Annotated in this window: 20 protein-coding genes and 1 tRNA gene; 13 read left to right on the top strand and 8 right to left on the bottom strand. The window is 64.9% G+C overall.

The window, feature by feature from the left end; all coding sequences use genetic code 11:
• Nucleotides 1-6: 6 nt before the first annotated feature.
• The 5 genes from CXZ05_RS17020 to CXZ05_RS17000 form a co-directional block, all read right to left on the bottom strand.
• Complete coding sequence (locus tag CXZ05_RS17020; protein WP_102973709.1) at nucleotides 7-723, bottom strand: GNAT family N-acetyltransferase; 717 nt, start codon at nucleotides 721-723, stop codon at nucleotides 7-9.
• 121 nt (nucleotides 724-844) lie between these two features.
• Nucleotides 845-1870 carry a 6-phosphofructokinase gene (locus CXZ05_RS17015; RefSeq protein ID WP_102973708.1) on the bottom strand — a complete coding sequence of 342 codons (1026 nt, stop codon included), beginning with the start codon at nucleotides 1868-1870 and terminating at the stop codon, nucleotides 845-847.
• Nucleotides 1871-2122: 252 nt separating this feature from the next.
• Nucleotides 2123-2377 (bottom strand): PspC domain-containing protein, encoded by a 255-nt coding sequence (locus CXZ05_RS17010; protein WP_102973707.1) that lies wholly within the window; start codon nucleotides 2375-2377, stop codon nucleotides 2123-2125.
• A 3-nt stretch (nucleotides 2378-2380) separates the two neighbouring features.
• Nucleotides 2381-2662: a hypothetical protein gene (locus CXZ05_RS17005; RefSeq protein WP_102973706.1), complete on the bottom strand. Its 282-nt coding sequence runs from the start codon at nucleotides 2660-2662 to the stop codon at nucleotides 2381-2383.
• 1 nt (nucleotide 2663) lies between these two features.
• On the bottom strand, nucleotides 2664-4223 hold the full coding sequence (locus tag CXZ05_RS17000; RefSeq protein WP_102973705.1) for a PspC domain-containing protein: 1560 nt from the start codon (nucleotides 4221-4223) through the stop codon (nucleotides 2664-2666).
• Nucleotides 4224-4348: 125 nt separating this feature from the next.
• Between CXZ05_RS17000 and CXZ05_RS16995 the strand changes: the two genes are divergently transcribed.
• Both CXZ05_RS16995 and CXZ05_RS16990 read left to right on the top strand, forming a co-directional pair.
• Nucleotides 4349-5737 carry an ATP-binding protein gene (locus tag CXZ05_RS16995; protein WP_102973704.1) on the top strand — a complete coding sequence of 463 codons (1389 nt, stop codon included), beginning with the start codon at nucleotides 4349-4351 and terminating at the stop codon, nucleotides 5735-5737.
• A complete protein-coding gene (locus CXZ05_RS16990) occupies nucleotides 5734-6411 on the top strand; it encodes a response regulator transcription factor (protein ID WP_102973703.1) in 678 nt (225 codons plus the stop codon). Before CXZ05_RS16995 ends, CXZ05_RS16990 begins: the two co-directional genes overlap by 4 nt.
• Before the next feature lie 107 nt (nucleotides 6412-6518).
• Here CXZ05_RS16990 and CXZ05_RS16985 read toward each other — a convergent pair whose 3' ends face one another.
• Entirely contained in the window at nucleotides 6519-7736 is a 1218-nt protein-coding gene (locus CXZ05_RS16985) for a pyridoxal phosphate-dependent aminotransferase (RefSeq protein ID WP_180987434.1), read from the bottom strand.
• A gap of 273 nt (nucleotides 7737-8009) precedes the next feature.
• Here CXZ05_RS16985 and CXZ05_RS16980 point away from each other — a divergent pair.
• The 9 genes from CXZ05_RS16980 to rplL all read left to right on the top strand — a co-directional run bounded on the left by CXZ05_RS16980 (nucleotide 8010) and on the right by rplL (nucleotide 14696).
• Nucleotides 8010-8082: transfer RNA gene (locus tag CXZ05_RS16980), tRNA-Trp, on the top strand.
• Nucleotides 8083-8163: 81 nt separating this feature from the next.
• Nucleotides 8164-8448, top strand: coding sequence for a preprotein translocase subunit SecE (gene secE, locus CXZ05_RS16975; protein ID WP_102973701.1), 285 nt, complete (start codon nucleotides 8164-8166; stop codon nucleotides 8446-8448).
• A gap of 115 nt (nucleotides 8449-8563) precedes the next feature.
• Nucleotides 8564-9457, top strand: coding sequence for a transcription termination/antitermination protein NusG (nusG, locus tag CXZ05_RS16970; protein ID WP_102973700.1), 894 nt, complete (start codon nucleotides 8564-8566; stop codon nucleotides 9455-9457).
• Between the two features lie 133 nt (nucleotides 9458-9590).
• Nucleotides 9591-10022 carry a 50S ribosomal protein L11 gene (gene rplK / locus CXZ05_RS16965; RefSeq protein WP_018773647.1) on the top strand — a complete coding sequence of 144 codons (432 nt, stop codon included), beginning with the start codon at nucleotides 9591-9593 and terminating at the stop codon, nucleotides 10020-10022.
• Nucleotides 10023-10150: 128 nt separating this feature from the next.
• The gene (rplA, locus tag CXZ05_RS16960; RefSeq protein ID WP_102973699.1) at nucleotides 10151-10858 is read left to right on the top strand and encodes a 50S ribosomal protein L1; all 708 of its coding nucleotides are present in this window, start codon (nucleotides 10151-10153) and stop codon (nucleotides 10856-10858) included.
• A 190-nt stretch (nucleotides 10859-11048) separates the two neighbouring features.
• Complete coding sequence (locus tag CXZ05_RS16955; RefSeq protein WP_102973698.1) at nucleotides 11049-12140, top strand: GNAT family N-acetyltransferase; 1092 nt, start codon at nucleotides 11049-11051, stop codon at nucleotides 12138-12140.
• Nucleotides 12141-12220: 80 nt separating this feature from the next.
• The gene (locus CXZ05_RS16950; protein WP_102973733.1) at nucleotides 12221-13330 is read left to right on the top strand and encodes a GNAT family N-acetyltransferase; all 1110 of its coding nucleotides are present in this window, start codon (nucleotides 12221-12223) and stop codon (nucleotides 13328-13330) included.
• A gap of 313 nt (nucleotides 13331-13643) precedes the next feature.
• Nucleotides 13644-14240, top strand: a complete 597-nt coding sequence (gene rplJ, locus CXZ05_RS16945) for a 50S ribosomal protein L10 (RefSeq protein WP_102973697.1) — start codon at nucleotides 13644-13646, stop codon at nucleotides 14238-14240.
• 78 nt (nucleotides 14241-14318) lie between these two features.
• Nucleotides 14319-14696 (top strand): 50S ribosomal protein L7/L12, encoded by a 378-nt coding sequence (gene rplL, locus CXZ05_RS16940; RefSeq protein WP_102973696.1) that lies wholly within the window; start codon nucleotides 14319-14321, stop codon nucleotides 14694-14696.
• A gap of 191 nt (nucleotides 14697-14887) precedes the next feature.
• Here rplL and CXZ05_RS16935 read toward each other — a convergent pair whose 3' ends face one another.
• Both CXZ05_RS16935 and CXZ05_RS16930 read right to left on the bottom strand, forming a co-directional pair.
• Complete coding sequence (locus CXZ05_RS16935) at nucleotides 14888-15367, bottom strand: aminoacyl-tRNA deacylase (protein WP_102973695.1); 480 nt, start codon at nucleotides 15365-15367, stop codon at nucleotides 14888-14890.
• Entirely contained in the window at nucleotides 15367-16566 is a 1200-nt protein-coding gene (locus tag CXZ05_RS16930; RefSeq protein WP_102973694.1) for an acetyl-CoA C-acetyltransferase, read from the bottom strand. Before CXZ05_RS16930 ends, CXZ05_RS16935 begins: the two co-directional genes overlap by 1 nt.
• A 393-nt stretch (nucleotides 16567-16959) precedes the next feature.
• On the opposite strand from CXZ05_RS16930, the gene rpoB reads away from it, so the two are divergent.
• Entirely contained in the window at nucleotides 16960-20466 is a 3507-nt protein-coding gene (rpoB, locus tag CXZ05_RS16925; RefSeq protein ID WP_102973693.1) for a DNA-directed RNA polymerase subunit beta, read from the top strand.
• A gap of 100 nt (nucleotides 20467-20566) precedes the next feature.
• Complete coding sequence (locus CXZ05_RS16920) at nucleotides 20567-24466, top strand: DNA-directed RNA polymerase subunit beta' (RefSeq protein ID WP_102973692.1); 3900 nt, start codon at nucleotides 20567-20569, stop codon at nucleotides 24464-24466.
• The last annotated feature ends 27 nt before the right edge of the window (nucleotides 24467-24493 follow it).

Raw genomic sequence — 24493 nt, 5'->3', positions numbered from 1 at the left:
GGGCGGCTAGCCGAGCAGCACGCTGGTTTGGATGCCGCCGGTGGAAAAGCCCAGGCTGCGTGCCGTGGCCAGCGAGCCCTTGTTGCTGACGTCGGTGCGCCACTGCAGCGTCAGCCCCGCGGCCAGGGCTTCATGGGCGGCCACTGAGGCCGCGAGCGATCCCAGTCCGCGGCGGCGCCACTCCGGGGCAACGAGAACCCCCATGTTGGCCAGGATGCCTTCCCATTCGGAGTAGGCGCCGCAGGCAACCGGGGCGCGCTGCCCCTCGTCGTCGTGCATGAGGGTGTACCGGCTCTCGAGGTCGGAGAGGCCCACCTCGTTTACGTCATCCGGCGGGCAGAGGCCCTCAAGTTCGATGGCCTCAGGGTTGCCGTGCGACACCGTCAGCTCCTCCGCGGGCTGCAGCAGCGGCAGGTCGTCGGCGAAGAAGAGAGCCGCGGAGCCCTTGCCGTGGCCGCCGTGCCTGCGGGTGATGGTCAGCAGGGTGACGTGCTGGGCCATCTCCTCATCGGAAATGCCTGCCGCGGCATCCAATGCCCACTGCGGGCCCACCAGGGCCGAGCTGCCGAACAGCCGCACGAACTCGACCGAGTGCGCGGAGTCGTCAACCCTGGTGATCCGCTCGCCGGTTTCCAGCGCGCTGGCGAAAGCGCCGTCGTCGAGCCCCAGGCGGCGCGACCAGGCAAGCTGGATGATGGCGGCGGATCCGGGGTCAAGACTCATGATCCCAGCCTACCGATCCCTGCCGCCCATCAGGCGCGAACGTACAGTTGTGGCCCCTGACTCCGGAGAATCAGGGGCCACAACTGTACGTTCGCACTGAGAGAAGCAGCCGTGGTCCGGCTTAGCCGAAGAGGACCGCGGCCTCGTCATAGCGGTGCTGCGGAACGGTCTTGAGCTTGCCCAGTGCGGCTTCGAACGCCACGTGGTCAATGTCGGTGCCGCTCAGCGACACCATGGTGCCCCAGCGGCCTTCGACCACGGAGTCGACGGCGGCCATGCCCAGCCGGGTGGCCAGGACGCGGTCGAAAGCGGACGGGACGCCGCCGCGCTGGATGTGGCCCAGGATGGTGGCGCGGGTCTCGATGCCGGTCCTGGCTTCGATTTCCGGGGCCAGCTGGTCGGCGATCCCGCCCAGGCGCGGCCGGCCGAAGGTGTCCAGCCCGCGTTCGGAGTGCGGCGATTCCATGTGCTCCGGCACGAACCCCTCGGCTACCACCACCAGCGGCGCGCGGCCACGGTCATGGGCCTCGGTCACCCATTTGGTGATCTGCTCGATGCTGGTCTTCTGCTCCGGGATCAGGATGGCGTGTGCGCCCGAGGCCATGCCTGCGTGCAGGGCGATCCAGCCGACGTGGCGGCCCATGACCTCGGCGATCATGCAGCGGTGGTGGGATTCGCCGGTTGTCCGCAGCCGGTCGATGGCCTCGGTGGCAATCTGCACGGCCGTGTCGAAGCCGAAGGTGTAGTCCGTGGCGTCGAGGTCGTTGTCAACGGTCTTGGGGACGCCGACGATCTTCAGGCCGGCGTCGGTGAGGCGCTTGGCGGCCGCTAGGGTTCCTTCGCCGCCGATGGCGATGATGGCGTCGATCCCCAGCCGGTCCATGTGGGCTTTGATGACGTCCGGGCCGCCGCCGTTCTCGAACGGGTTGGTGCGGGACGTGCCCAGGATGGTGCCGCCCTGCTTGGCAATACCGCGGACAAGGGTACGGGGGATGGGGATGACGTCACCCTCAACCACTCCGCGCCAGCCGTCGAGGAACCCCACGAATTCGTGGCCGTGGATGGCAATGCCTTTGAGGACGGCGCCGCGGATAACCGCGTTAAGTCCGGGGCAGTCGCCGCCGCTGGTGAGGATTCCGATTTTCATTTTCTTGGCTCAAATCCTGGTTCGAAGGTTTTACGGGCAGAGCGCCACGCTGAGCTCAATTAGAGATTCTAGTGCGGAGTGTGGGGTAGGACACAAACGGTTACAGCCCCGGGGGTCCGGGGGCCGGGGCCCGGACACCGGGGCGGGTAAGGGCCGGGACGGCACAGTGCCCCCGTTCCGGTGGGAATGGGGGCACTGCATAAACGGACGACGGCGGCTGCTGGCGGGGCGTTCAATACCGGCCCGCGGTTGCTACCGGCCTGTGCCGCGCTTTTCGAGGAAGGACTCAAGCGCGATCGAGTTTTTCTGGTCCGGCAGGATCAGCCACGCCGCCAGGTAGAACACGACGGCCGGGCCCGGCAGCAGGCAAAAGATGAGGAAACCGATCCGGACGAATGCCACGTCCACGTTCAGCTTCTCGGCGATTCCGCCGCACACGCCGCCCAGCCAGCGCTGGGGTCCGCGCTTCAGGCCAATGCCCCTGACAATGCTGTAGAACTTTTCCATGGCTTAAGACTTCCCGTTTGTTGTGCTGTTGTCACGTTTCCGTGCCGAGAGCAGCCCGCCGATCACCAGCGCGGCCCCGGCCCCGATCATCAGGCCGATCAGCACATATGTCCCGTTCAGGACCACGATCCCCAGCTGGGAGACGGTGATCAGGACGGCCAGGGCGAGGACCACGAGTCCCCAGACGATGGTGCCCACCCGTGCGGGCGCTTCGGCGGGTTCATTGTTGCCCGCGGCGGGCGGTTTGGGTGCGGGGTTTGTTTGTGACGGATCAAAACTGCTCATGTCAGTTTCCTTCCTGGATGGTTACGTTGCTCACGGTGCCGTCGATCTGGAGGATCAGCCGGGCCCCGGGCTTGTCCGAGTTGTAGCTGCTTTGCCGGGAAGTGATGCCGCTTCGGCTGTCCGCGCCCTCGTTCAGGTTCCCCAGGGTCATGTCGGCCCGGACATCCACCGGCACGGTGCGCGGAATCACGACCGTCACATTGCTGGCTGTGGCGTCGAGGGGAATTACGACGTCGGTGCCCAGCGGCGGGTTGAGGTTCAGGCCGGTCAGGTCCGCAGTTCCGCGGCCTCCGGTGATCTGGAAGCCCTGGCGGGCCTGTTCGATGGTGGCCGGGTTCCAATCCGCATTCTGGAAGCGGAACCGGTCACCGTTGGGCACGGCGCTGAAGATGCCGCCGACTATGAGCGCCACCACGGCGAAGAACCCGAGAACACCCGAGGTCCTGCCGCGCATCCCAGCCAGCAGGATGCCCAGGCCAAGGACCGCTGCACCGGCTGCCCAGACCACGGCGTTGGCCGAGTCGCCGAGATCAATCAGGTTGCCGGCGTCGAGCGCCTTGAGCGTGCCGCCCGCCAGCAGCGCCAGTCCGGCGGTAATGGCCACTGCTGGCGCGCCCGGGCCGCTCGGCCGCGGCTTGGGTGCCGGCGTCGGGACCGGAGCGGGCCGGCGTGGCGGGATGCCGCCACCGTAACGGGCTGTGGAGCCGTACGGGGTTGCAGAGCTGTAGGACGGGATGGCGTCCGGAGTCGGCGGCACCGTGTAGGGCTGGGTGGGCGTATGGCTTCCGGCAGCGAAGGTGGACGCCTGGAACTGTGATGTGGAGGACGGAGATGCGGAGGATGCAGCCGCGGGTGCGCTGCCGGTGCCAGCGTAGCCGTAGGCCGACCGGCCGCCGGTGGTGCCGTTCATCGTTGCACCAGTGCGGTTCTTGTTGCGCTGGGTCAGGAAGTAGATGAGGTAGATGACGCCGCCGATCCAGAACAGCGCCCAGAAGAAGCCGAAGCCGTCGTGGCCCCATCCCCAGAAGCCGCCGCCCATGCCGGTGAGGCCGATGATCGAGGTGATGAGCGCCCCCGTCATGCCCGTGCTCCAGCGGCCGGCGCCCGCCTCCTGGGTGTGGATGCGGCCATCAGGCTCCGGCAGCAGAGCCCAGCCGAGGCCGTACAGGAGGACGCCGATCCCTGCGAACAGCGTCAGCACGATGAAGACGCCGCGCACGATCAGGGGATCGATGCCCATCCTTTCCGCGATGCCGCTCGAGACGCCGCCGATCCAGCGGTCACGTCCCCGGTGTATGCCGTGGCTTCGGATCCAGTCGAAGAAGTTCAGCGGCTGTGCGGCACGGCCGTAGCCGGGAGCGGAATACGCCGGAGCGCCGTTTGCGGGAGACGGGAAGAGCGGCTCCGTGGGATTCTCCGGCGCAGTGTGGCTTTCCGGTTCCGTGTTTTCCGCCGCGGTCTTTTCCGGCCCTGCGGGGAGTTCCGATTCCTGGCCGGTGCTGCCCTCGGACGGGGTGCCCGGCTGCTGGCCTTCATTGGGGTTGGGGTTCTGCGAGTTCATACTTCGATACTGCCGTTTATGCTGGTCAGTCCTCTATTGGGGAACACCCTGAGCTGTCCCTGACTTACCCCGGGTTCACCCTCACAACGGGACCCGGGAACCCTGATCCGTGTTTGGATTGATGCATGACCACAGCCCCTGTCCGCACACCTCTGGTCCGCAGCAGCGACCGCGTGATCGCCGGTGTCTGCTCCGGCCTGGCGGTCCATCTTGGCTGGCCGGTGCGCATGGTCCGGATCGGCATGGTGGTGGCTGCTTTCGCCGGCGGCGCAGGGCTCGCGTTCTACGCGTGGCTGTGGATCATGGTTCCCACCGCGGACGAGAACGCCAAGCGCAATGCCCGCCGGCCGGCGTCGCCCATTGCCCCCGCCGTGAGCCTGCCGCCCGTGAGCTTGCAGCCCGGACCGGCCGCCGCCGTCGTTCCTTTTCCTCCGTCCGTCCCTCCGCCCGTGGGGGAGTACGACGCCGGCACCGCCTCCCAGGCCCCCTCGCCTGCCGCCGCTCCCGGGTCCGGCACATGGTTCCGGATCCGGAGCATGCGCTACGGCAAGGAGATCCTCTTGGGCGCCGGGCTCCTGCTCGTCGCCGCGATCCTGATTGCCAGGCTGCTGGGCGTGGAGGTTCCCCTCGGCACACTGATCCCGGCGGCTGCGATACTCGGCGGTGCCGCAATCGCATGGATGCAGCTGGATGAAACCCGCCGGGCCGGACTGGTGGACAAGACCAAGGCGGACCAGGCCGGCGGCTGGGCCCGGCTGGCGGCGGGCCTCGCGCTGGTGGTGGCCGGGGTGCTGGTCATGGTCTCCGGGTCGGGCTCATGGCAGCAGACCTGGCTCGCGCTGCTTGCGTCTGTGGCCGTGCTGGGCGGGGTGGCGCTGGTGCTGCTGCCCTGGGGCCTGAAGTTCTGGCGGGACCTCGAGACCGAACGGGCCGGCCGCGTGCGGGAAACCGAGCGGGCCGAGATCGCCGCCCACCTGCACGACTCCGTGCTCCAGACCCTTGCCCTGATCCAGCGCCGGGCCGGCAACGAGCACGACGTCGTCCGTCTGGCCAGGGCGCAGGAGCGTGAGCTGCGGGGCTGGCTCTTCAAGGACCCAGCCCGAGACGCCGGCCAGCTCTCGGACCGGATCAAGGCCGCCGCCGCGGAGGTTGAGGACGGGCTCGGAAACGCCGTCGACGTCGTGACCGTGGGCGACACGGAGATGACCGAGGGCCATGAGGCGCTGGTCCAGGCAAGCCGCGAGGCCATGCTGAACGCTGCCCGTCACGGCGGTGGTCCCGTTTCCGTCTACCTCGAGGTGTCCGACGGCGGCGCGGAAGTCTTCGTCAAGGACCGCGGCCCGGGCTTCGAACTGAATTCGGTCCCGCACGACAGGCTGGGCGTCCGCGAATCCATCATTGGCCGCATGAAACGGCACGGCGGCAACGCCGCAATCAACAGCAGTCCGGACGGCACGGAGGTTCGGCTCAGGCTGCCGGCGGACGTCGCGGACAACGGGGAAGGAAAGTCATGAGTACATCAGCAGGGGCCGGCGCGGCGGGAAGAACCGTGCGGGTGGTGATCGTGGACGACCACGCAATTTTCAGGTCGGGCCTCAAAGCTGACTTGGACCCGAGCGTGGTGGTGGTCGGCGAGGCCGGCACCGTGGAGCAGGCCGTCGAAGTTATTGCCGCAGCACGGCCCGACGTCGTGCTGCTGGACGTGCACCTGCCGGGCGGGCGCGGCGGGGGAGGGCGGGAAGTCATCACCGGGTCCGCAGCGCTCCTGGGAACCACGCGTTTTCTTGCCCTGAGCGTCTCCGATGCGGCCGAGGACGTTGTGGCCGTCATCCGCGCCGGTGCCCGCGGCTATGTTACGAAGACCATTTCCGGTGCGGAGATCACCGACGCAGTATTCCGGGTTGCCGGCGGCGACGCTGTCTTCTCCCCGCGACTGGCAGGCTTCGTCCTGGACGCGTTCGGCACCGCCCCGGCCGACATTGCCGACGACGAACTGGACAGGCTCTCCGCCCGGGAACTCGAGGTGATGCGGCTGATCGCCCGCGGCTACAGCTACAAGGAAGTGGCCAAGGAGCTCTTCATTTCCATCAAGACCGTGGAAACCCACGTCTCGGCCGTGCTCCGGAAGCTGCAGCTGTCCAGCCGCCACGAACTGACCAAGTGGGCCGCCGAGCGCCGCCTCCTCTAGCCCAAACGCGTCCTCACGTCCTGCCGCCCAAAAGACAAACGCTCCCGCACCATTTTTGGTGCGGGAGCGTTTAAGGAATCTCTGCAGGATCTGATGGAGGGTTTGGGTTACTGCGCCTTGCCGAGGAAGTCCTGCAGGCGGCCGACGCCCGTGGCGAGGTCCTCGTCGCCCAGTGCGTAGGACAGGCGCAGGAAGCCGGACGGGCCGAACGCCTCACCGGGAACCACTGCGACTTCCACCTCATCCAGGATCAGTGCGGCCAGCGCGGCCGAGGTCTCCGGGCGGACCGTACCGTTCGCCGTCGGGAATTCCTTACCCAGCAGCGCGCGGACGTCCGCGTAGACGTAAAAGGCACCCTTCGGCGTCGGGCATTCAACGCCCTCAATCGCGTTAAGCCCGTCCACGATGGCCTTCCGGCGGCGGTCAAAGGCGACCTTCATCTCATCCACCGCGGTCAGCGGGCCGGAGACGGCTGCCAGGGCAGCGACCTGCGGGATGTTGGACACGTTGGAGGTGGCGTGCGACTGCAGGTTGGTGGCGGCCTTGATGACGTCGGCGGGCCCGATCATCCAGCCCACGCGCCAGCCGGTCATCGCGTAGGTCTTGGCCACTCCGTTGAGGATCACAACCTTGTCGCCCAGTTCAGGGGCGGCCGTGGCGATGGAGGTGAAGGGGACGCCGTCGTACGTCAGGTGCTCGTAGATCTCGTCGGTGACCACCCACAGGCCCTTGGCGGCGGCCCACTTCCCGATCTCGGCAACCTGCTCGGGTGAGTAGACGGAGCCGGTGGGGTTCGACGGCGACACGAACAGCAGGATCTTGGTTCGGTCCGTCACGGCTGCTTCGAGCTGATCCACGGTCACCAGGTAGTCCTGTTCCGGGCCGGCAAAGACCTCCACCGGGACGCCGCCGGCGAGGCGGATGGCCTCGGGATAGGTGGTCCAGAACGGTGTGGGCACGATCACTTCGTCGCCCGGATCCACGAGGGTGGCGAACGTGTTGTAGACGGCCTGCTTGCCGCCGTTGGTCACCAGCACCTGGGACGGGTCCGCCTTGTAGCCGGAGTCCCGGAACGTCTTTTCGGCGATTGCCTTCTTCAGCTCGGGAAGGCCGGCGGCGGGGGAGTAGCGGTGGTACTTCGGCTGGCTGGCGGCGTCGATGGCGGCCTGGACGATGTAGTCCGGAGTGGGGAAGTCGGGCTCGCCCGCACCGAAGCCAATCACCGGCCGGCCCGCCGCCTTCAGCGCCTTGGCCTTGGCGTCGACGGCCAGGGTGGCGGATTCGGCAATGGCGGAAATGCGTTGGGAAACGCGGGCGGCAGACATGGCGGGTCCGTTCTTCGCTTGCAGCTGGAGAGCTGAATGGTGGAATTCGACGGAATCTACTCTATGCTGTTCACCGGATCGTTCGAGGTGGAACGCGGATTTGTGACTGCGGTGCGGCGCGGATTCTGAAGCTGAAAAACGGTCCGAAATGAGGCTGGTTCGACGTAAGCGCAGTTGTTGCGTAGACTGGTTCTCCGGTGTTGAAAACACGGATGATGACTTGCGCCCCAGATGGCCTTGGGGAAGTGCGGCCTTCATCGGTTTTTGATCCATAGGGTAGTGGCGCAATTGGTAGCGCAGCGGTCTCCAAAACCGCAGGTTGCAGGTTCGAGTCCTGTCTGCCCTGCGCAGGCTGTTCCGGCGAAAAGCCGGAGCAAGCGCAGCAACCAAAGGTTCAGTTCAGAGCCGGGTAATCCGATTTGCGAGGATGAGTGAGGAACAGGTGACCGAAACAGCTGCAAGCAGCTCCAAGGGCCGCCCCGCAAAGAAGGCCGCCAAGGCCGGCTTCTTCGCTCGCATCGCACTCTTCGTCCGCCAGGTCATTGGCGAACTGAAGAAGGTCGTCGCCCCCACCCGCAAGGAACTGATCAATTACACGCTCGTGGTGCTCGTATTTGTGGTCATCATGATGGTGATCGTCACGCTGCTGGACCTCGCGTTCGGCACCGCGGTGGGCTGGGTCTTCGGCGGTACAGGCGCCCTAGACCGCTAAGGCGATCAGTCCGCAGACTGCGTGGACTCCCGGCCGGAATCGGCAAGGAGCTGCGGGGTGTGCGGAATTGAGCCATTTAACTAGGCAATTAAGCAATGAGGAAGCAGGAGACCAAGTGTCTGAGCAGGAGCTCGAGGTAACTGAGACTGAGCTGGATGAAACCCAGAACCCCGCGGCTGAGTCCGCTGAGGGCTCTGAGGTTGAGTCTGCTGCGCCCGATTCCGAAGGCGATGCCGAGTACGACGGCGACGTTGAGGCCGATGCTGACGCCGACGAGGAGACCGGCGCCGCTGACGCCGAGGCCGATACTGACGTCGACGACGAGACCGACGCTGACGACGTGACCGGAGAGGACGCCGAGGAAGGCGCCGAAGGGACCGACGTCTTGGCCGCTGCTGCCGCCCAGGCCACCGATCCCGCTGCAGAGTTCAAGTCCAAGCTGCGCCGCCAGGAGGGTGACTGGTACGTCATCCACTCCTACGCCGGCTACGAAAACCGCGTCAAGGCCAACCTTGAGACCCGCATCCAGACCCTGGACATGGAAGATTACATCTTCGAGATCCAGGTCCCGATGGAAGAAGTCGTTGAGATCAAGAACGCTCAGCGCAAGGTCATCAACCGCGTCCGCATCCCCGGCTACGTGCTGGTCCGCATGGACCTGACCGACGCCTCCTGGGGTGCCGTCCGCCACACCCCGGGCGTCACCGGCTTCGTGGGCAACGCCCACAACCCCGTGCCGCTGCGCCTCGATGAGGTCTTCTCCATGCTGGCGCCGGTGTTCGAAGAGGAGCAGGCAGAGAAGGGCAAGCCCGTCAAGCAGGCTGCCGCTCAGGTCGACGTCGACTTCGAGGTCGGCGAATCGGTCATCGTCAAGGAAGGCCCGTTCGAGACCCTTCCGGCCACCATCTCCGAGATCAAGGTGGATTCCCAGACCCTCGTGGTGCTGGTGTCCATCTTCGAACGCGAGACCCCGGTCACGCTGGCCTTCAACCAGGTCACCAAGATTTAACTGATCACCACAGATTTCGCTCCGGAACGGCCCGCTTTAGCAGTTCCGGAACGGCCGGCCGCCTCGCCATGGCGGTCAACCACCTGAGGCACGCTCCTGTGTCCCAGGACGCATTTGAGAGAAGGACCCTACATTGGCTCCCAAGAAGAAGGTCACCGGCCTCATCAAGCTGCAGATCCAGGCAGGTGCCGCTAACCCGGCTCCGCCGATCGGTCCTGCGCTTGGCCAGCACGGTGTCAACATCATGGAATTCTGCAAGGCGTACAACGCTGCGACGGAAGCCCAGCGCGGCAACGTTATTCCTGTTGAAATCACCGTCTACGAAGACCGTTCGTTCACGTTCATCACCAAGACCCCGCCGGCTGCAGAGCTCATCAAGAAGGCTGCAGGCGTTGCCAAGGGTTCGGCTACCCCGCACACCGTCAAGGTTGCCAAGCTGACCCAGGCACAGGTCAACGAGATCGCCACCACCAAGATGGAAGACCTCAACGCCACCAGCCTGGAAGGCGCAGCGAAGATCATCGCCGGCACCGCCCGTTCCATGGGTATCACCGTCGAGGGTTAATTCCCTCACCCGCCGGGAAACCGGCACCACTGAAACATTGAAATGTCAGCAGTCCATCCCGGACAGCTGACTGTGGCAGGGCCCAGCGCGGTCCGCAGACCACAACTGCACAAGGAGAAATAAGCAGCATGGCAAAGCGCAGCAAAGCATACGAGGCAGCCGCAGCCAAGATCGACGCGGAGAAGTTCTACGCGCCGTTCGAGGCAGTGACGCTCGCCAAGGACACCAACCCGTCCAAGTTCGACGCCACCGTTGAGGTTGCCTTCCGCCTGGGTGTTGACCCCCGTAAGGCTGACCAGATGGTCCGCGGCACCGTCAACCTGCCGCACGGCACCGGTAAGACCGCCCGCGTCCTCGTGTTCGCCACGGGCGAGAAGGCCGAAGCAGCAATCGCTGCTGGCGCCGACTTCGTTGGTTCCGACGACCTGATCGAAAAGATCGCCGGCGGCTGGACCGACTTCGACGCAGCCGTTGCCACCCCTGACCTCATGGGCAAGGTTGGCCGCCTCGGTAAGGTCCTGGGCCCGCGTAACCTGATGCCGAACCCGAAGACCGGCACCGTCACCCCCGATGTCACCAAGGCTGTCAACGACATCAAGGGCGGCAAGATCGACTTCCGCGTCGACAAGCACTCCAACCTGCACTTCATCATCGGCAAGGTTTCGTTTGACACCGTCAAGCTGGCCGAAAACTACGCCGCTGCCCTCGAAGAGGTGCTCCGCCTGAAGCCGTCCGCTTCCAAGGGCCGCTACATCCAGAAGGCAACTGTTGCCACCACGTTCGGTCCCGGCATCTCCGTTGACCCCAACGTCACCAAGGTTCTCATCGAGGCATAAGTCTCGCGAACCTTGGCCGGTTATCCGGCCAAAGCAGAAGGACCGTCCGGCGTTTGCCGGGCGGTCCTTTTTGCATTTGCGGGCCCCTTTTCGTTACCGCTGAAGTACGACGGCGGGACTCCGGTAAGCGCGCCGGCTCGCTCTTGGAGGGGCTCTGTCGGACTCAGGGCGTTGCGGCTAGGCTGATCCGGTGACGACGCCCTCCTACCGGATCGAGCCGCTGTTCCTGCCTGCGTCACTGGACGCGCCCGACGCCACGGACTTCCTCGAGTTCAGCGACCTCAGCGATGCCGTGGTGCTGGAGCTTTGGGGCAACCTGGACCGGGCAGCGCCGCCGAAGGCCAGGCTGGAAGCGTGGCGCGACGACGACTACGCGAAGCTGCGGCTCTTCTTCGTGCGGCTGGACGGCCGCATGGTGGCAAGGTGCTGGGTCAGGCTTACGCAAAAGGAAAACCTCCAGGATGCGTTCCTCAGGGTGGACGTCCTCAACGGGTTCAGCGGCCGCGGCATCGGACGGGCCCTCCTGCGGCACGCAGAGGCACTCGCCGGGGAAGACGGGCGCAGCACCCTGCAGTCCTTCACCGAGCACGCGCCAGGGTTCGACCTGGACGGCCCGGGGATCCTCAGGCCCGGAACGGGGACCGGCGGAGTCCCGGCCGCGGCGCGCGGCGTCCGTTTCGCCGTGGCGGCCGGTTACACCCTCGAGCAGGTGACGCGTTTCAGCGCACTGGACATGCCGCCGTCGGACGGTGTCCTGGACGCACTGGAACGCGAGGCCGCCGGCGTTGCCGGGGACCCGCATGAAATCCTCGGCTGGACGGACCGATGCCCGGATGAGTACGTGGAACAGATGGCCGCGCTCATGTCCAGGATGAGCACGGACTCCCCGGCAGGTGCGCTGCACTACGACGCCGAGGTGTGGGACGCCCAGCGCGTCCGGCATGTCGAGGACGAGTGGAAGCGGACGGGCCTGGAGTCGCTGGTGGCGGTGGCCCGGCACAAGGCGAGCGGCGAACTGGCAGCCTACTCGGTCCTGCAGCACTCGGACGAAAAACCGTGGCTGGCTGAGCAGGACGACACCCTCGTGGCCAAGGCGCACCGCGGGCACCGGCTGGGGATGCTGGTCAAGGTGCGCAACCTGCGGCGCCTGCAGCAGGATCATCCCGAAGTGGAACGGGTCCTGACATTCAACGCCGCAGAGAATGACCACATGCTGGCCATCAACGTGGCGCTGGGCTTCCGTCCGGCAGGGTACGACGGTGAGTGGCAGCGCCGGCGCTAACCGGCATATGCTGGCGACGGATACACCGCATGGACTCAAGCCCGCAGCCTTCATGGCAAGCGGCGGAACGGCTGGGGATGATGGCAATAGAGGTGCGGATCGAGCGGCTGTGGATTCCGGACTCAGTGGATGCTGCCGACGCAGCGGATTTCCTCGCCGCGGTGGAGGTGGGGCGCAAGGTCCGGATGGAGACCTGGGGGAGTGACGACCTCGCCTACACGCCGCTGGAAAAGCTCCTCGAACTGGAAGACCCGTACGAGCGCCAGGTCATCCTCGTGGCAAAGGTCGGCGACGACATCGTGGGCACCGTGGACATCGCCCTGCCCCTTGCCGACAACCTGGACCTCGCCGAATTCACCCTGGACATCCTCCCCGAGTACCAGCGACAGGGCGTGGGCAGGCAGTTGCTGGAAGCCGCCGAGCACTTCGCCCGGAACGAGGGCCGCACCATGATCCTGGTGGACACCAACCATCCGGGGGCGTCCCTGCACGAATTCGCGCCCGAGCAGCTGGTGCCCGGATCGGGCCAGGGCTATGTGCCCTTGGGCAGCCGCGAGGTGGAATTCGCGCAGCGCACCGGTTACACGCTTCAGCACATCGAACAGTTCAGCTCGTGCGCGCTGCCGCTGGACAGCAAGCTCGTAGCGGAGCTCGAGGCAGAGGCGCAGGAAGCCAACAACGGCCGCTACCGCCTGCACCACTGGACCGACCGCTGCCCGGAGCGCTGGCTGGAATCGGTGGCAGCCCTCGAAAACCAGGCGGGCGGCGACGCCGGACCCGTGGAGGGGACCGACGACATAGTCTTCGATGCCCGGATCCTGCGGGAAGCTGAGGAAGTCATGATCTCCCAGGGGCGGCGCACGGTGGTGACCGCCGTCGAACACATTGCCACCGGGACGCTCGTGGGGCTGACGACCATCAGCGTCCTGGCGCAGCGGCAGGACGTAGTCTTCCAGGACGACACGGTGGTGCTGCAGGCGCACCGCGGCAACAAGCTCGGCCTGCTCATCAAGGTGGCCAATATGGAACGCCTCACCGAGCAGTTCCCCGCTGCGCGGGTGATCTACACGTGGAACGCGCCGGAGAACCGGTACCTCCTCACGGTCAACCACCAGCTTGGGTTCACGACGGCGGGGGTCACCGGAATCTGGCAAAAGGAACTGCCGGATCTTGGGCCGAGGAGGAGTTAGGTCCTGGTGGCGCAGGAGCGGCCGATTTGGTAATGCACAGGGCCGTCCCCTAAGCTTGAACTACCAAAGACCGTCGGTTGTTGGATTCCCACTCTTTCGAGCTCAGCTCAACTCTGCAGCTGTGTGCGAAAGAGCCAGTGGGTTTCCGGACGAAGGACCCTGAACATAGGGCGGCCGGCGCAGGTGAACGAAGCAAAGTTCCGCTGGTTGAACAGCGTTGAGCCAAGCCCCGTGCATCTGCGCGGGGCGTTTTTAGTTTTAGCTCATCTGAGCGGGGACCCGGAATACCGGCACTATCCCCGGAAGGAGGGTTATGGCAACGCCTACCAAGGTTTCAGCAGTAGCTGAGATCACTAACGATTTCAAGGAATCGAACGCCGCTGTCCTGACCGAATACCGTGGGCTCACCGTTGCACAGCTCAAGCAGCTGCGTGTTTCTCTCGGCCAGGACACCAAGTTCGCGGTCGTCAAGAACACCCTGACCGCCATTGCAGCCAAGGAAGCTGGTGTCGAAGCATTCGACGGCCAGCTCGCCGGCCCCACTGCAATCGCGTTCATCAAGGGTGACGCAGTTGCAGCTGCCAAGAGCCTGACGGATTTTGCCAAGGCTAACAAGCAGCTGGTCATCAAGACCGGTTACTTCGAAGGCAAGGCACTGAACGCCAGCGAAGTTGCTGCCCTGGCAGCACTCGAGTCCCGCGAGCTGCAGCTCGCCAAGGTTGCAGGCATCCTCAAGGCCCCTGCTGCCGCTGCTGCACGCATCATCGACGCACTGCGCCTCAAGCTTGAAGAAGAGAACGGTGCTCCGGCTGAAGCCGAAGCTCCCGCCGCTGACGAAGCTCCTGCCGCAGAGGCTGACGCAGAAGCCGCAGCTGAGGCTCCGGCCGAAGCCGCCGCCGAAGAGAACTAATTCTCTCTCCCAAAAAGACTCCGGTGGATCGGAACGGCATCAAGCCCCCGGCCGCCTTTATAGGAAGGACGCCACACCATGGCGAAGCTCAGCAACGAAGAGCTCATTGAAGCTTTCAAGGAACTGACCATCATCGAGCTCTCCGAGTTCGTCAAGCTCTTCGAAGAGACCTTCGAAGTTACCGCTGCTGCTGTAGCTGTTGCCGGCCCCGCCGGTGGCGGTGCCGCTGAGGAAGCCGAAGAGAAGACTGACTTCGACGTCATCCTCGAAGCTGCTGGCGACAAGAAGATCGCAGTGATCAAGGAAGTTCGCGCCATCACCTCCCTGGGCCTCAAGGAAGCCAAGGACCTGGTTGACAGCGCTCCCAAGGCTGTTCTCGAAGGCGCCACCAAGGAAGCTGCCGAGAAGGCAAAGGCTCAGCTCGAAGAAGCTGGCGCCACCGTTACCCTCAAGTAACACTGCTTGTTCAGGAATCCCCGTCCACTCCGGTGGGCGGGGATTCCTGCGTTTAACAGCAACGAGGGGTCATTTAGCGCCCAATCCAGACGTCGAATTGGGCGCTAAGTGACCCTCCCCACCCGCACCCTAGCCTCGCAAGCTCGGCCCGGGGACCCTGCGGGTGTGGGCCCCCGTTGCTTTGAGGCGCGTCAGTTGGGTTCGCTGATGTCCGCGAGCACCGCGCCTAGGGCCGAGACCAGGGCGTCGGCGTCGACGAAGGCGCTGTAGCCGTGCTGGCCCGCGCCCATGGAAATCCGCTTGCCGGCGATGGTCCGGTCCGCATAGACAGGCCATGCCGTGGTGCTGCCCAGCGGTGTGATGGTGCCGCGCTCGTAGCCGGTCGCCTCCAGGGCCACATCCGCCGCCGGCAGCGAGAGCTTGTTGACGCCCACCAGGCTGCGCAGCTTGGGCCATGAGATCTGGCGGTCGCCCGGAATAAGGGCGAAGAGGAAGCTGCCGTCCTTGTGCTTCACCACGAGGGACTTCACAATGTCCGCCGGGCTGATGCCAAGGATCGCGGCCGCCTCCTCGAGGCTGTGGGCGGCCAGCCGTTCGACGAGCTGGACGTCCAGGCCCCGCGCGGCGGCGTCGGCAAGGAACCGCTCCCTGCCGTCCACCAGTCGCGTCATCAGTCGCGGTACAGCAGGAGGGCCTCGCCCTGGCCGCCGCCTCCACAGAGCGAGACGGCAGCCTTGCCCTGGCCGCGCCGCTTCAGTTCATGCGCCGCGTGGAGTGCCAGCCGCGCACCGGAGGCACCGATCGGGTGTCCCAGCGCAATGGCACCGCCATGGATGTTGCACTGCTCCAGCGGGTAGTCCAGATCCTTGAGGGACTGCACGGCCACCGAACCGAATGCCTCGTTGATCTCGATGAAGTCGAGGTCGGAAGTGCTCCAGCCGGCACGGTCCAAGGCTTGCCCGATCGCGTTGGAGGGCTGCGAGTGCAGGGAGTTGTCCGGCCCCGCCACCTGCCCGGGCTTGCCTACCACGGCCAGGTACTCCAGGCCGTTCTCCTCCGCGAACTTCCGCGAGGTCAGGACCAGGGCGGAGGCGCCGTCGGACAGGGGAGAGGAGTTGCCGGCCGTGATGGTGCCGTCGGTGACGAAGGCGGCCCGCAGCCCGGCCAAGGACTCAACGGTGGTGTCCGGCCGGACGCCCTCATCGGTGGAGACCACCACGGGATCACCCTTGCGCTGCTTGACGCTGATCGGTGAGATCTCGTCGTCGAACACCCCGTTCTTCGAGGCGATCGCTGCGCGCTGGTGTGAACTGGCGGCCACGTTGTCCTGCGCGGTCCGGTCAATGCCCAGCGTAAGGTTCTTGGCTTCAGTGGAAAGGCCCATCGAGTGGCCGTCGAACGCATCGGTCAGGCCGTCGTGTGCCGCAACGTCCAGCACCTGGACGGTGCCGTAATTCCAGCCCTGGCGTGAACCGGGAAGGACATGGGGCGCCCGCGTCATTGATTCCTGGCCGCCCGCGACGACGACGGTGGCGTCGCCGGCACGGATCATCCGCGCCGCGTCGATCACCGCGGTAAGCCCGGAGAGGCAGACCTTGTTGATGGTCACCGTGGGCACGTTCCAGCCGATGCCCGCGCCGATGGCGCTCTGGCGTGCCGGGTTCTGGCCCGCGCCGGCTTGCAGGACCTGGCCCATGATGACGGCGTCCACCCGATCGGCTTCCAGTCCGCTGGCCGCGATGGCCGCCTTAATGGCGTGTGCCCCGAGCTCGACGGCGGTGAAGCTCGCCAGCTGCCCGTTCAGCCGGCCCTGCGGGGTGCGCGCGCCGGACAGGATGACAACATCGCCGTTGTCCGCGGAATTGCTCATGGTTGTTCTCTTCCGATCTTTGGTCGATGGTTGGCCTAAGGGTACCGTGAGCCCAGTCACCTATCCATTTAAACGCTGGGGAGGCGGGGCGCATTCCGGTTAGGTGCCCGTGGCAACGGTGCTTGCATTCTGCTGGCAAGTGGGGTAGACACGCGTGGGGTTTTGCCGTATCGTAGATATTTGCGTCTTCCCTGTTTACCTTCAGCCTTCATATAGCGGTGGGCTTAGCCTGTTAGCTGCTCCATCAATGTGCCGTGAACAACGTCACCAGCATGGGCAGAACCAGGTCCCGGGTCATATAGCGGAACCGGATGGTAGCACTGCGAAGTCACTTCGCAGGGTGAAAAGCGGGGGAGATCTGAAAACGCCTGAAGGTCTGTGGAAGGATCCCTCTTGGTCGCCTCGAGCACCTCTAATAACGAAACCGCTAATACGGCAAGCACCGATGGTGCGACTCGCCGGCTCTCATTCGCAAAGATTCACGAACCTCTTGACGTTCCGAATCTGCTTGCCCTGCAGACGGACAGCTTCGACTGGCTGGTCGGAAATGAACGCTGGCAGGCCCGCGTTGCGAAGGCCGTCGAAGAAGGCGACCTGAGCGTCGCCACCACCTCCGGTCTTTCCGACATCTTCGAAGAGATCTCCCCGATTGAGGACTTCCAGGGCACCATGTCCCTGAGCTTCTCCGATCCGGAGTTCGCTGATCCGAAGTACACCATGGCTGAATGCAAGGACCGGGACGCCACGTACTCGGCACCGCTGTACGTCAAGGCCGAATTCATGAACAACAACACGGGCGAAATCAAGCAGCAGACCGTGTTCATGGGTGACTTCCCGCTGATGACCGAGAAGGGCACCTTCGTCGTCAACGGCACCGAGCGTGTCGTCGTTTCCCAGCTGGTCCGGTCCCCGGGCGCCTACTTCGAGCGCGCCGCTGACAAGACCAGCGACAAGGACATCTTTACCGCGAAGATCATCCCGTCCCGCGGCGCCTGGTTTGAGCTCGAGATCGACAAGCGCGACCAGGTCGGTGTGCGCCTCGACCGCAAGCGCAAGCAGTCGGTCACGGTGCTGCTGAAGGCCCTCGGCTGGACCGAAGGCCAGATCCTCGAGGAGTTCGGCCAGTACGACTCCATGCGTGCAACGCTGGAGAAGGACGCCACCGAAACCCGCGAAGACGCCCTGCTGGACATCTACCGCAAGCTGCGTCCGGGCGAGCCGCCCACAGTCGAGGCTGCCCAGTCCCTGCTGGACAACCTGTACTTCAACTCCAAGCGCTACGATCTGGCCAAGGTTGGCCGCTACAAGATCAACCGCAAGCTTGGCATCGACCGCTCCCTTGGTGACAAGGAAGCTTCGGTCCTGCACGTTGAAGACATCGTCGCCATGATCAAGTTCCTCGTCGCGCTGCACGCCGGCGAGAAGACCCTCATGGGCAAGCGCGACGGCGAAGACCACGAGCTGCGCGTCGAGATCGACGACATCGACCACTTCGGCAACCGCCGCATCCGCGCCGTCGGCGAGCTCATCGAGAACCAGGTCCGCACCGGCCTGTCCCGCATGGAGCGCGTCGTCCGCGAACGCATGACCACGCAGGACGTCGAGGCCATCACGCCGCAGACCCTGATCAACATCCGTCCCGTTGTGGCAGCCATCAAGGAGTTCTTCGGAACCTCCCAGCTGTCCCAGTTCATGGACCAGAACAACCCGCTCTCGGGTCTGACCCACAAGCGCCGCCTGTCGGCGCTGGGCCCGGGCGGTCTGTCCCGTGACCGTGCAGGCATGGAAGTCCGAGACGTTCACCCGTCCCACTACGGACGTATGTGCCCCATCGAAACCCCTGAAGGCCCGAACATTGGTCTGATCGGTTCGCTGGCGTCCTACGGCCGCATCAACCCGTTCGGCTTCATCGAGACGCCGTACCGCCTGGTCAAGGACGGCGTCGTTTCTGACGACGTCCAGTACCTGACGGCCGACGACGAGGCAGAGGTCCTGATCGCACAGGCCAACGCTCCGCTCGACGAGAACAAGAGCTTCGCTGAAGAAACCGTCCTGGTCCGTGCCCGCGGTGGTGGAGGCGAGCCCGTGCTCGTTCCCGCCGCTGACGTGCAGTTCATGGACGTCTCCCCGCGCCAGATGGTGTCCGTGGCAACCGCCCTGATCCCGTTCCTTGAGCACGACGACGCCAACCGTGCACTCATGGGTGCCAACATGCAGCGCCAGGCTGTGCCGCTGGTCCGTTCCGAGGCCCCGTTCGTGGGTACCGGCATGGAGCGTGCAGCAGCCGTCGACGCCGGTGACGTCACCATCGCCAAGAAGGCCGGTGTGGTAACCGAGGTCTCCGCCGAGCTCGTCATCATGCTCAACGACGACGGCACGGAAACCAACTACCGCATCAACAAGTTCGCCCGCTCCAACCAGGGCAACTGCTACAACAACCGCGTCCTGGTGAACGAAGGCCAGCGCCTGGAAGTTGGCGGCATCATCGCCGACGGCCCGGCAACGGACCAGGGCGAGCTCGCCCTCGGTAAGAACCTCCTCGTGGCATTCATGTCATGGGAAGGCCACAACTTCGAGGACGCCATCATCCTCTCGCAGCGCATCGTTGCCGAGGACGTCCTTTCCTCCATCCACATCGAGGAGCACGAGATCGATGCCCGCGACACCAAGCTTGGTGCCGAGGAAATCACGCGTGACATCCCCAACGTGTCAGAGGAAGTCCTGGCAGGCCTGGACGAGCGCGGCATCATCCACATCGGTGCCGAGGTTGAAGCCGGCGACATCCTGGTCGGAAAGGTCACCCCGAAGGGTGAAACCGAGCTGACCCCGGAAGAGCGCCTGCTCCGCGCGATCTTCGGCGAGAAGTCCCGCGAAGTGCGCGACACGTCCCTGAAGGTTCCGCACGGCGAGTCCGGCACCGTCATCGGCGTCCGCGTCTTCGACCGCGACAACGACGACGAACTGCCCCCGGGCGTCAACCAGCTGGTCCGCGTCTACGTGGCTGCCAAGCGCAAGATCACCGACGGCGACAAGCTCGCCGGCCGTCACGGCAACAAGGGTGTTATCTCCAAGATCCTGCCGATCGAGGACATGCCCTTCCTTGCCGACGGTACCCCCGTTGATATCGTCCTGAACCCGCTGGGTGTTCCGGGCCGTATGAACGTCGGCCAGGTGCTGGAAACTCACCTCGGCTGGGTCGCCAAGACAGGCTGGAAGATCGAAGGCGAGCCGGAGTGGGTCAAGCAGCTGCCGAACCTGCCGCGCGAGAGTGGCCAGACCACTGTTGCAACGCCGGTCTTCGACGGCGCCCGCGAAGAGGAAATCACGGGCCTGCTCGACTCCACCAACGTGACCCGCGACGGTGACCGCCTGATCGACTCCTCGGGCAAGACGCGCCTGTTCGACGGCCGCTCCGGCGAGCCGTTCCCGGATCCGATCTCGGTCGGCTACATGTACATCCTGAAGCTCCACCACCTGGTGGACGACAAGATCCACGCCCGCTCCACCGGCCCGTACTCCATGATCACGCAGCAGCCGCTGGGTGGTAAGGCACAGTTCGGTGGCCAGCGCTTCGGTGAAATGGAAGTGTGGGCGCTCGAAGCCTATGGCGCCGCCTACACGCTCCAGGAACTCCTCACGATCAAGTCCGATGACATTCACGGTCGCGTGAAGGTCTACGAGGCGATCGTCAAGGGCGAGAACATCCCTGAGCCGGGTGTTCCCGAATCCTTCAAGGTGTTGATCAAGGAAATGCAGTCGCTGTGCCTGAACGTGGAAGTGCTTTCCACCGACGGAACCACAATTGAAATGCGTGACTCTGATGACGCAGTCTTCACGGCTGCGGAAGAACTGGGCATCGATCTGTCTCGTGCAGAGCCCAGCTCCGTAGAAGAGGTCTAAGGAGTCCGACGACGGCGGGCGGGCCGTCCGCCGTCGTCCTCCTCCCTCTTCCCGCAAGCAAGACTTCAGAATTTAGAGAACAAGAGAGAACAGGGACCATATGTCCAGCGAATCCTCCTTCGGCCTCATGCAGATCGGCCTCGCCACCGCGGAAGACATCCGCGGCTGGTCGTACGGCGAGGTTAAGAAGCCGGAAACCATCAACTACCGCACGCTCAAGCCCGAGAAGGACGGCCTCTTCTGCGAGAAGATCTTCGGCCCGTCCCGTGACTGGGAATGCTACTGCGGCAAGTACAAGCGCGTGCGCTTCAAGGGCATCATCTGTGAGCGGTGTGGCGTTGAGGTCACCCGTGCCAAGGTGCGCCGTGAGCGCATGGGCCACATCGAACTGGCTGCTCCCGTCACCCACATCTGGTACTTCAAGGGTGTTCCGTCCCGCCTGGGATACCTCCTTGACCTGGCTCCGAAGGACCTCGAAAAGGTCATCTACTTCGCTGCCTACATGATCACCAGCGTCGACGAAGAAAACCGCCACGCGGAACTGCCCAACCTGCAGGTTGAGCATGACGTCGAGAAGAAGCAGCTGATCGACAACCGCGACTCGGACATTGCCGCGATCGCCCGCGACCTTGAGAACGAGCTTGCCCGGCTCGAGGGTGAGGGTGCCAAGGCTGCCGACAAGAAGAAGGCACGCGACTCCGCTGACCGCCAGATGGCGAACGTCCGCAAGCGCGCCGACGCCGAGATCGAACGCCTCGAGCAGGTCTGGGACCGCTTCAAGAACCTGAAGGTCGCTGACCTCGAAGGTGACGAGGGCCTGTACCGCGAGCTGCGTGACCGCTACGGCATGTACTTCGAGGGCTCCATGGGTGCCGAGGCCATCAAGAAGCGTCTTGAGAACTTCGACATGCAGGCTGAGTCCGACAACCTGCGCGACATCATCGCCAACGGCAAGGGCCAGCGCAAGACCCGCGCCCTGAAGCGCCTGAAGGTGGTCAACGCGTTCCTGACCACCAACAACAGCCCGCTCGGCATGGTGCTGGACGCCGTCCCGGTGATCCCGCCGGAACTGCGCCCGATGGTCCAGCTGGACGGTGGCCGCTTCGCGACCTCCGACCTCAACGACCTCTACCGCCGCGTGATCAACCGCAACAACCGACTCAAGCGACTGCTTGACCTGGGTGCTCCGGAGATCATCGTCAACAACGAGAAGCGCATGCTTCAGGAAGCCGTTGACAGCCTCTTCGACAACGGCCGCCGCGGCCGTCCGGTCACCGGACCGGGCAACCGTCCGCTGAAGTCCCTGAGCGACATGCTCAAGGGCAAGCAGGGCCGTTTCCGCCAGAACCTCCTCGGCAAGCGCGTCGACTACTCCGGCCGTTCGGTCATCGTCGTCGGCCCGCAGCTGAAGCTGCACCAGTGTGGCCTGCCCAAGCAGATGGCACTGGAGCTCTTCAAGCCGTTCGTGATGAAGCGCCTGGTTGACCTCAACCACGCGCAGAACATCAAGTCGGCCAAGCGCATGGTCGAGCGTTACCGTCCGCAGGTCTGGGACGTGCTGGAAGAGATCATCACCGAACACCCGGTGCTGCTCAACCGTGCACCTACCCTGCACCGCCTCGGCATCCAGGCATTCGAGCCGCAGCTTGTTGAAGGCAAGGCCATCCAGCTCCACCCGCTGGTTTGTGGCGCGTTCAACGCTGACTTCGACGGCGACCAGATGGCAGTCCACCTGCCGCTGAGCCCCGAAGCCCAGGCTGAGGCACGCATCCTGATGCTGTCGTCGAACAACATCCTGAAGCCGTCCGACGGCCGTCCGGTGACCCTGCCTTCGCAGGATATGATCATCGGCCTCTACCACCTGACCACCAAGCGTGTGGGTTCAGCCGGTGAAGGCCGGATCTTCGGCTCGGTTTCGGAGGCCATCATGGCCTACGACCTGCACGAGCTGCACCTGAACTCCCAGGTCAAGATCCGTCTTGACGGCTTTGTTCCTTACGCGGGCTGGGAAGCTCCGGAGGGCTGGGAGCCGGGTCAGACCGCGCTGGTCGAGACGTCCCTGGGCCAGGTCCTCTTCAACGAGACCCTGCCCGAGGACTACCCGTGGGTTGAGGCTGTTGCCGACAAGGGCGAACTTTCCCGGATCGTCAACGACCTCGCGGAGCGCTACCCGAAGGTTGTCACGGCCGCAACGCTGGACAACCTCAAGGATGCCGGTTTCTACTGGGCCACCCGCTCGGGCGTCACCGTCGCCATCTCCGACATCGAGGTTCCGGTGGAGAAGCCGGCCATCCTTGCCGGTTACGAGGAGCGCGCCGCCAAGATCCAGGGCCAGTACGACAAGGGCCTGATCGACGACGACGAGCGTCGCCAGGAACTGATCGAGATCTGGAACAAGGCAACCAACGAGATCGCCCAGGTCATGCGCGACAGCCTGTCGCCGATGAACACCATCAACCGCATGGTGTCCTCCGGTGCACGTGGTAACTGGATGCAGGTCCGCCAGATCGCGGGTATCCGTGGCCTCGTGGCCAACCCGAAGGGTGAAATCATCCCGCGTCCGATCAAGTCCTCCTACCGTGAGGGCCTGTCGGTGCTGGAATACTTCATCGCGACGCACGGTGCACGTAAGGGTCTTGCCGACACCGCGCTGCGTACCGCCAACTCGGGTTACCTGACCCGTCGTCTGGTGGACGTCTCGCAGGACGTCATTGTCCGTGAAGAGGACTGCGGCACTGAGCGCGGCCTTGTCACGCCGATCGCCGTGGCTGACGCCAACGGCGAGCTGGTACTGGACGAGAACGTCGAGAACAGCGCCTACGCCCGTACGCTGGCCGTGGACGTCGTTGACTCCAAGGGCAACGTCCTGGCTGCCGGCGGTACCGACTGCGGCGACGTCGTGATCGCTGAGCTGTTCGCAGCCGGCATCACCGAGGTCAAGGTCCGCTCTGTGCTCACCTGTGAGTCCAGCGTCGGCACCTGCGCCCTGTGCTACGGCCGTTCGCTGGCCACCGGCAAGACCGTGGACATCGGAGAGGCTGTTGGCATCATCGCCGCACAGTCCATCGGTGAGCCCGGTACCCAGCTGACCATGCGTACGTTCCACACCGGTGGTGCTGTTTCCGCCAGCGGTGGCGATGACATCACCCAGGGTCTGCCCCGTATCCAGGAGCTCTTCGAAGCCCGGACCCCGAAGGGTGTGGCGCCGATTGCGGAAGCAGCCGGCCGCATCACCATCGAGGAATCCGAGCGCCAGATGCGCCTGGTGATCACTCCGGACGACGGTTCCGAAGAGATCGCCTACCCGGTCCTGCGCCGGTCGCGCCTCCTGATCGAAGACGGCCAGCACGTCACGGTGGGCCAGAAGCTCATCAACGGTCCGGTCGACCCGAAGCAGGTCCTGCGCATCATGGGCCCGCGTGCCGCACAGAAGTTCCTCGTGGACGAAGTGCAGGGCGTGTACCGCAGCCAGGGCATTGGCATCCACGACAAGCACGTGGAAGTCATCGTCCGCCAGATGCTGCGCCGCGTCACGGTCATCGAATCCGGCGACTCCGACCTGCTCCCCGGTGAGCTGGCCGAGCGCAGCCGGTTCGAGGACGCCAACCGCCGCGTTGTATCCGAGGGCAAGACTCCGGCTTCCGGACGTCCCGAGCTCATGGGTATCACCAAGGCGTCGCTGGCCACCGAGTCCTGGCTGTCCGCAGCTTCCTTCCAGGAGACCACCCGCGTCCTGACGCAGGCGGCCATGGAAGGCAAGAGCGACCCGCTGCTCGGCCTCAAGGAGAACGTCATCATCGGTAAGCTGATCCCGGCTGGCACGGGCCTCCCGCGCTACACCGAGATCACGGTGGAACCGACTGAAGAAGCAAAGGCCAACCTGTTCACCGGCCCGAGCGCATTCAGCGATTTCTCCTACGACACGCTGGGCGGCGACGGAGCTCCTGAGTTCCACGCCATCCCGCTGGATGACTACGACCTCGGAAACGACTTCCGCTAGAGTCCAGTCGCAATGCAAAGGAAGGGC

The sequence above is a fragment of the Arthrobacter sp. AFG20 genome, from assembly GCF_002892795.1.
In the GTDB taxonomy this organism is placed as follows: domain Bacteria; phylum Actinomycetota; class Actinomycetes; order Actinomycetales; family Micrococcaceae; genus Arthrobacter.
This window is presented reverse-complemented; position numbering and strand designations above follow the sequence as displayed.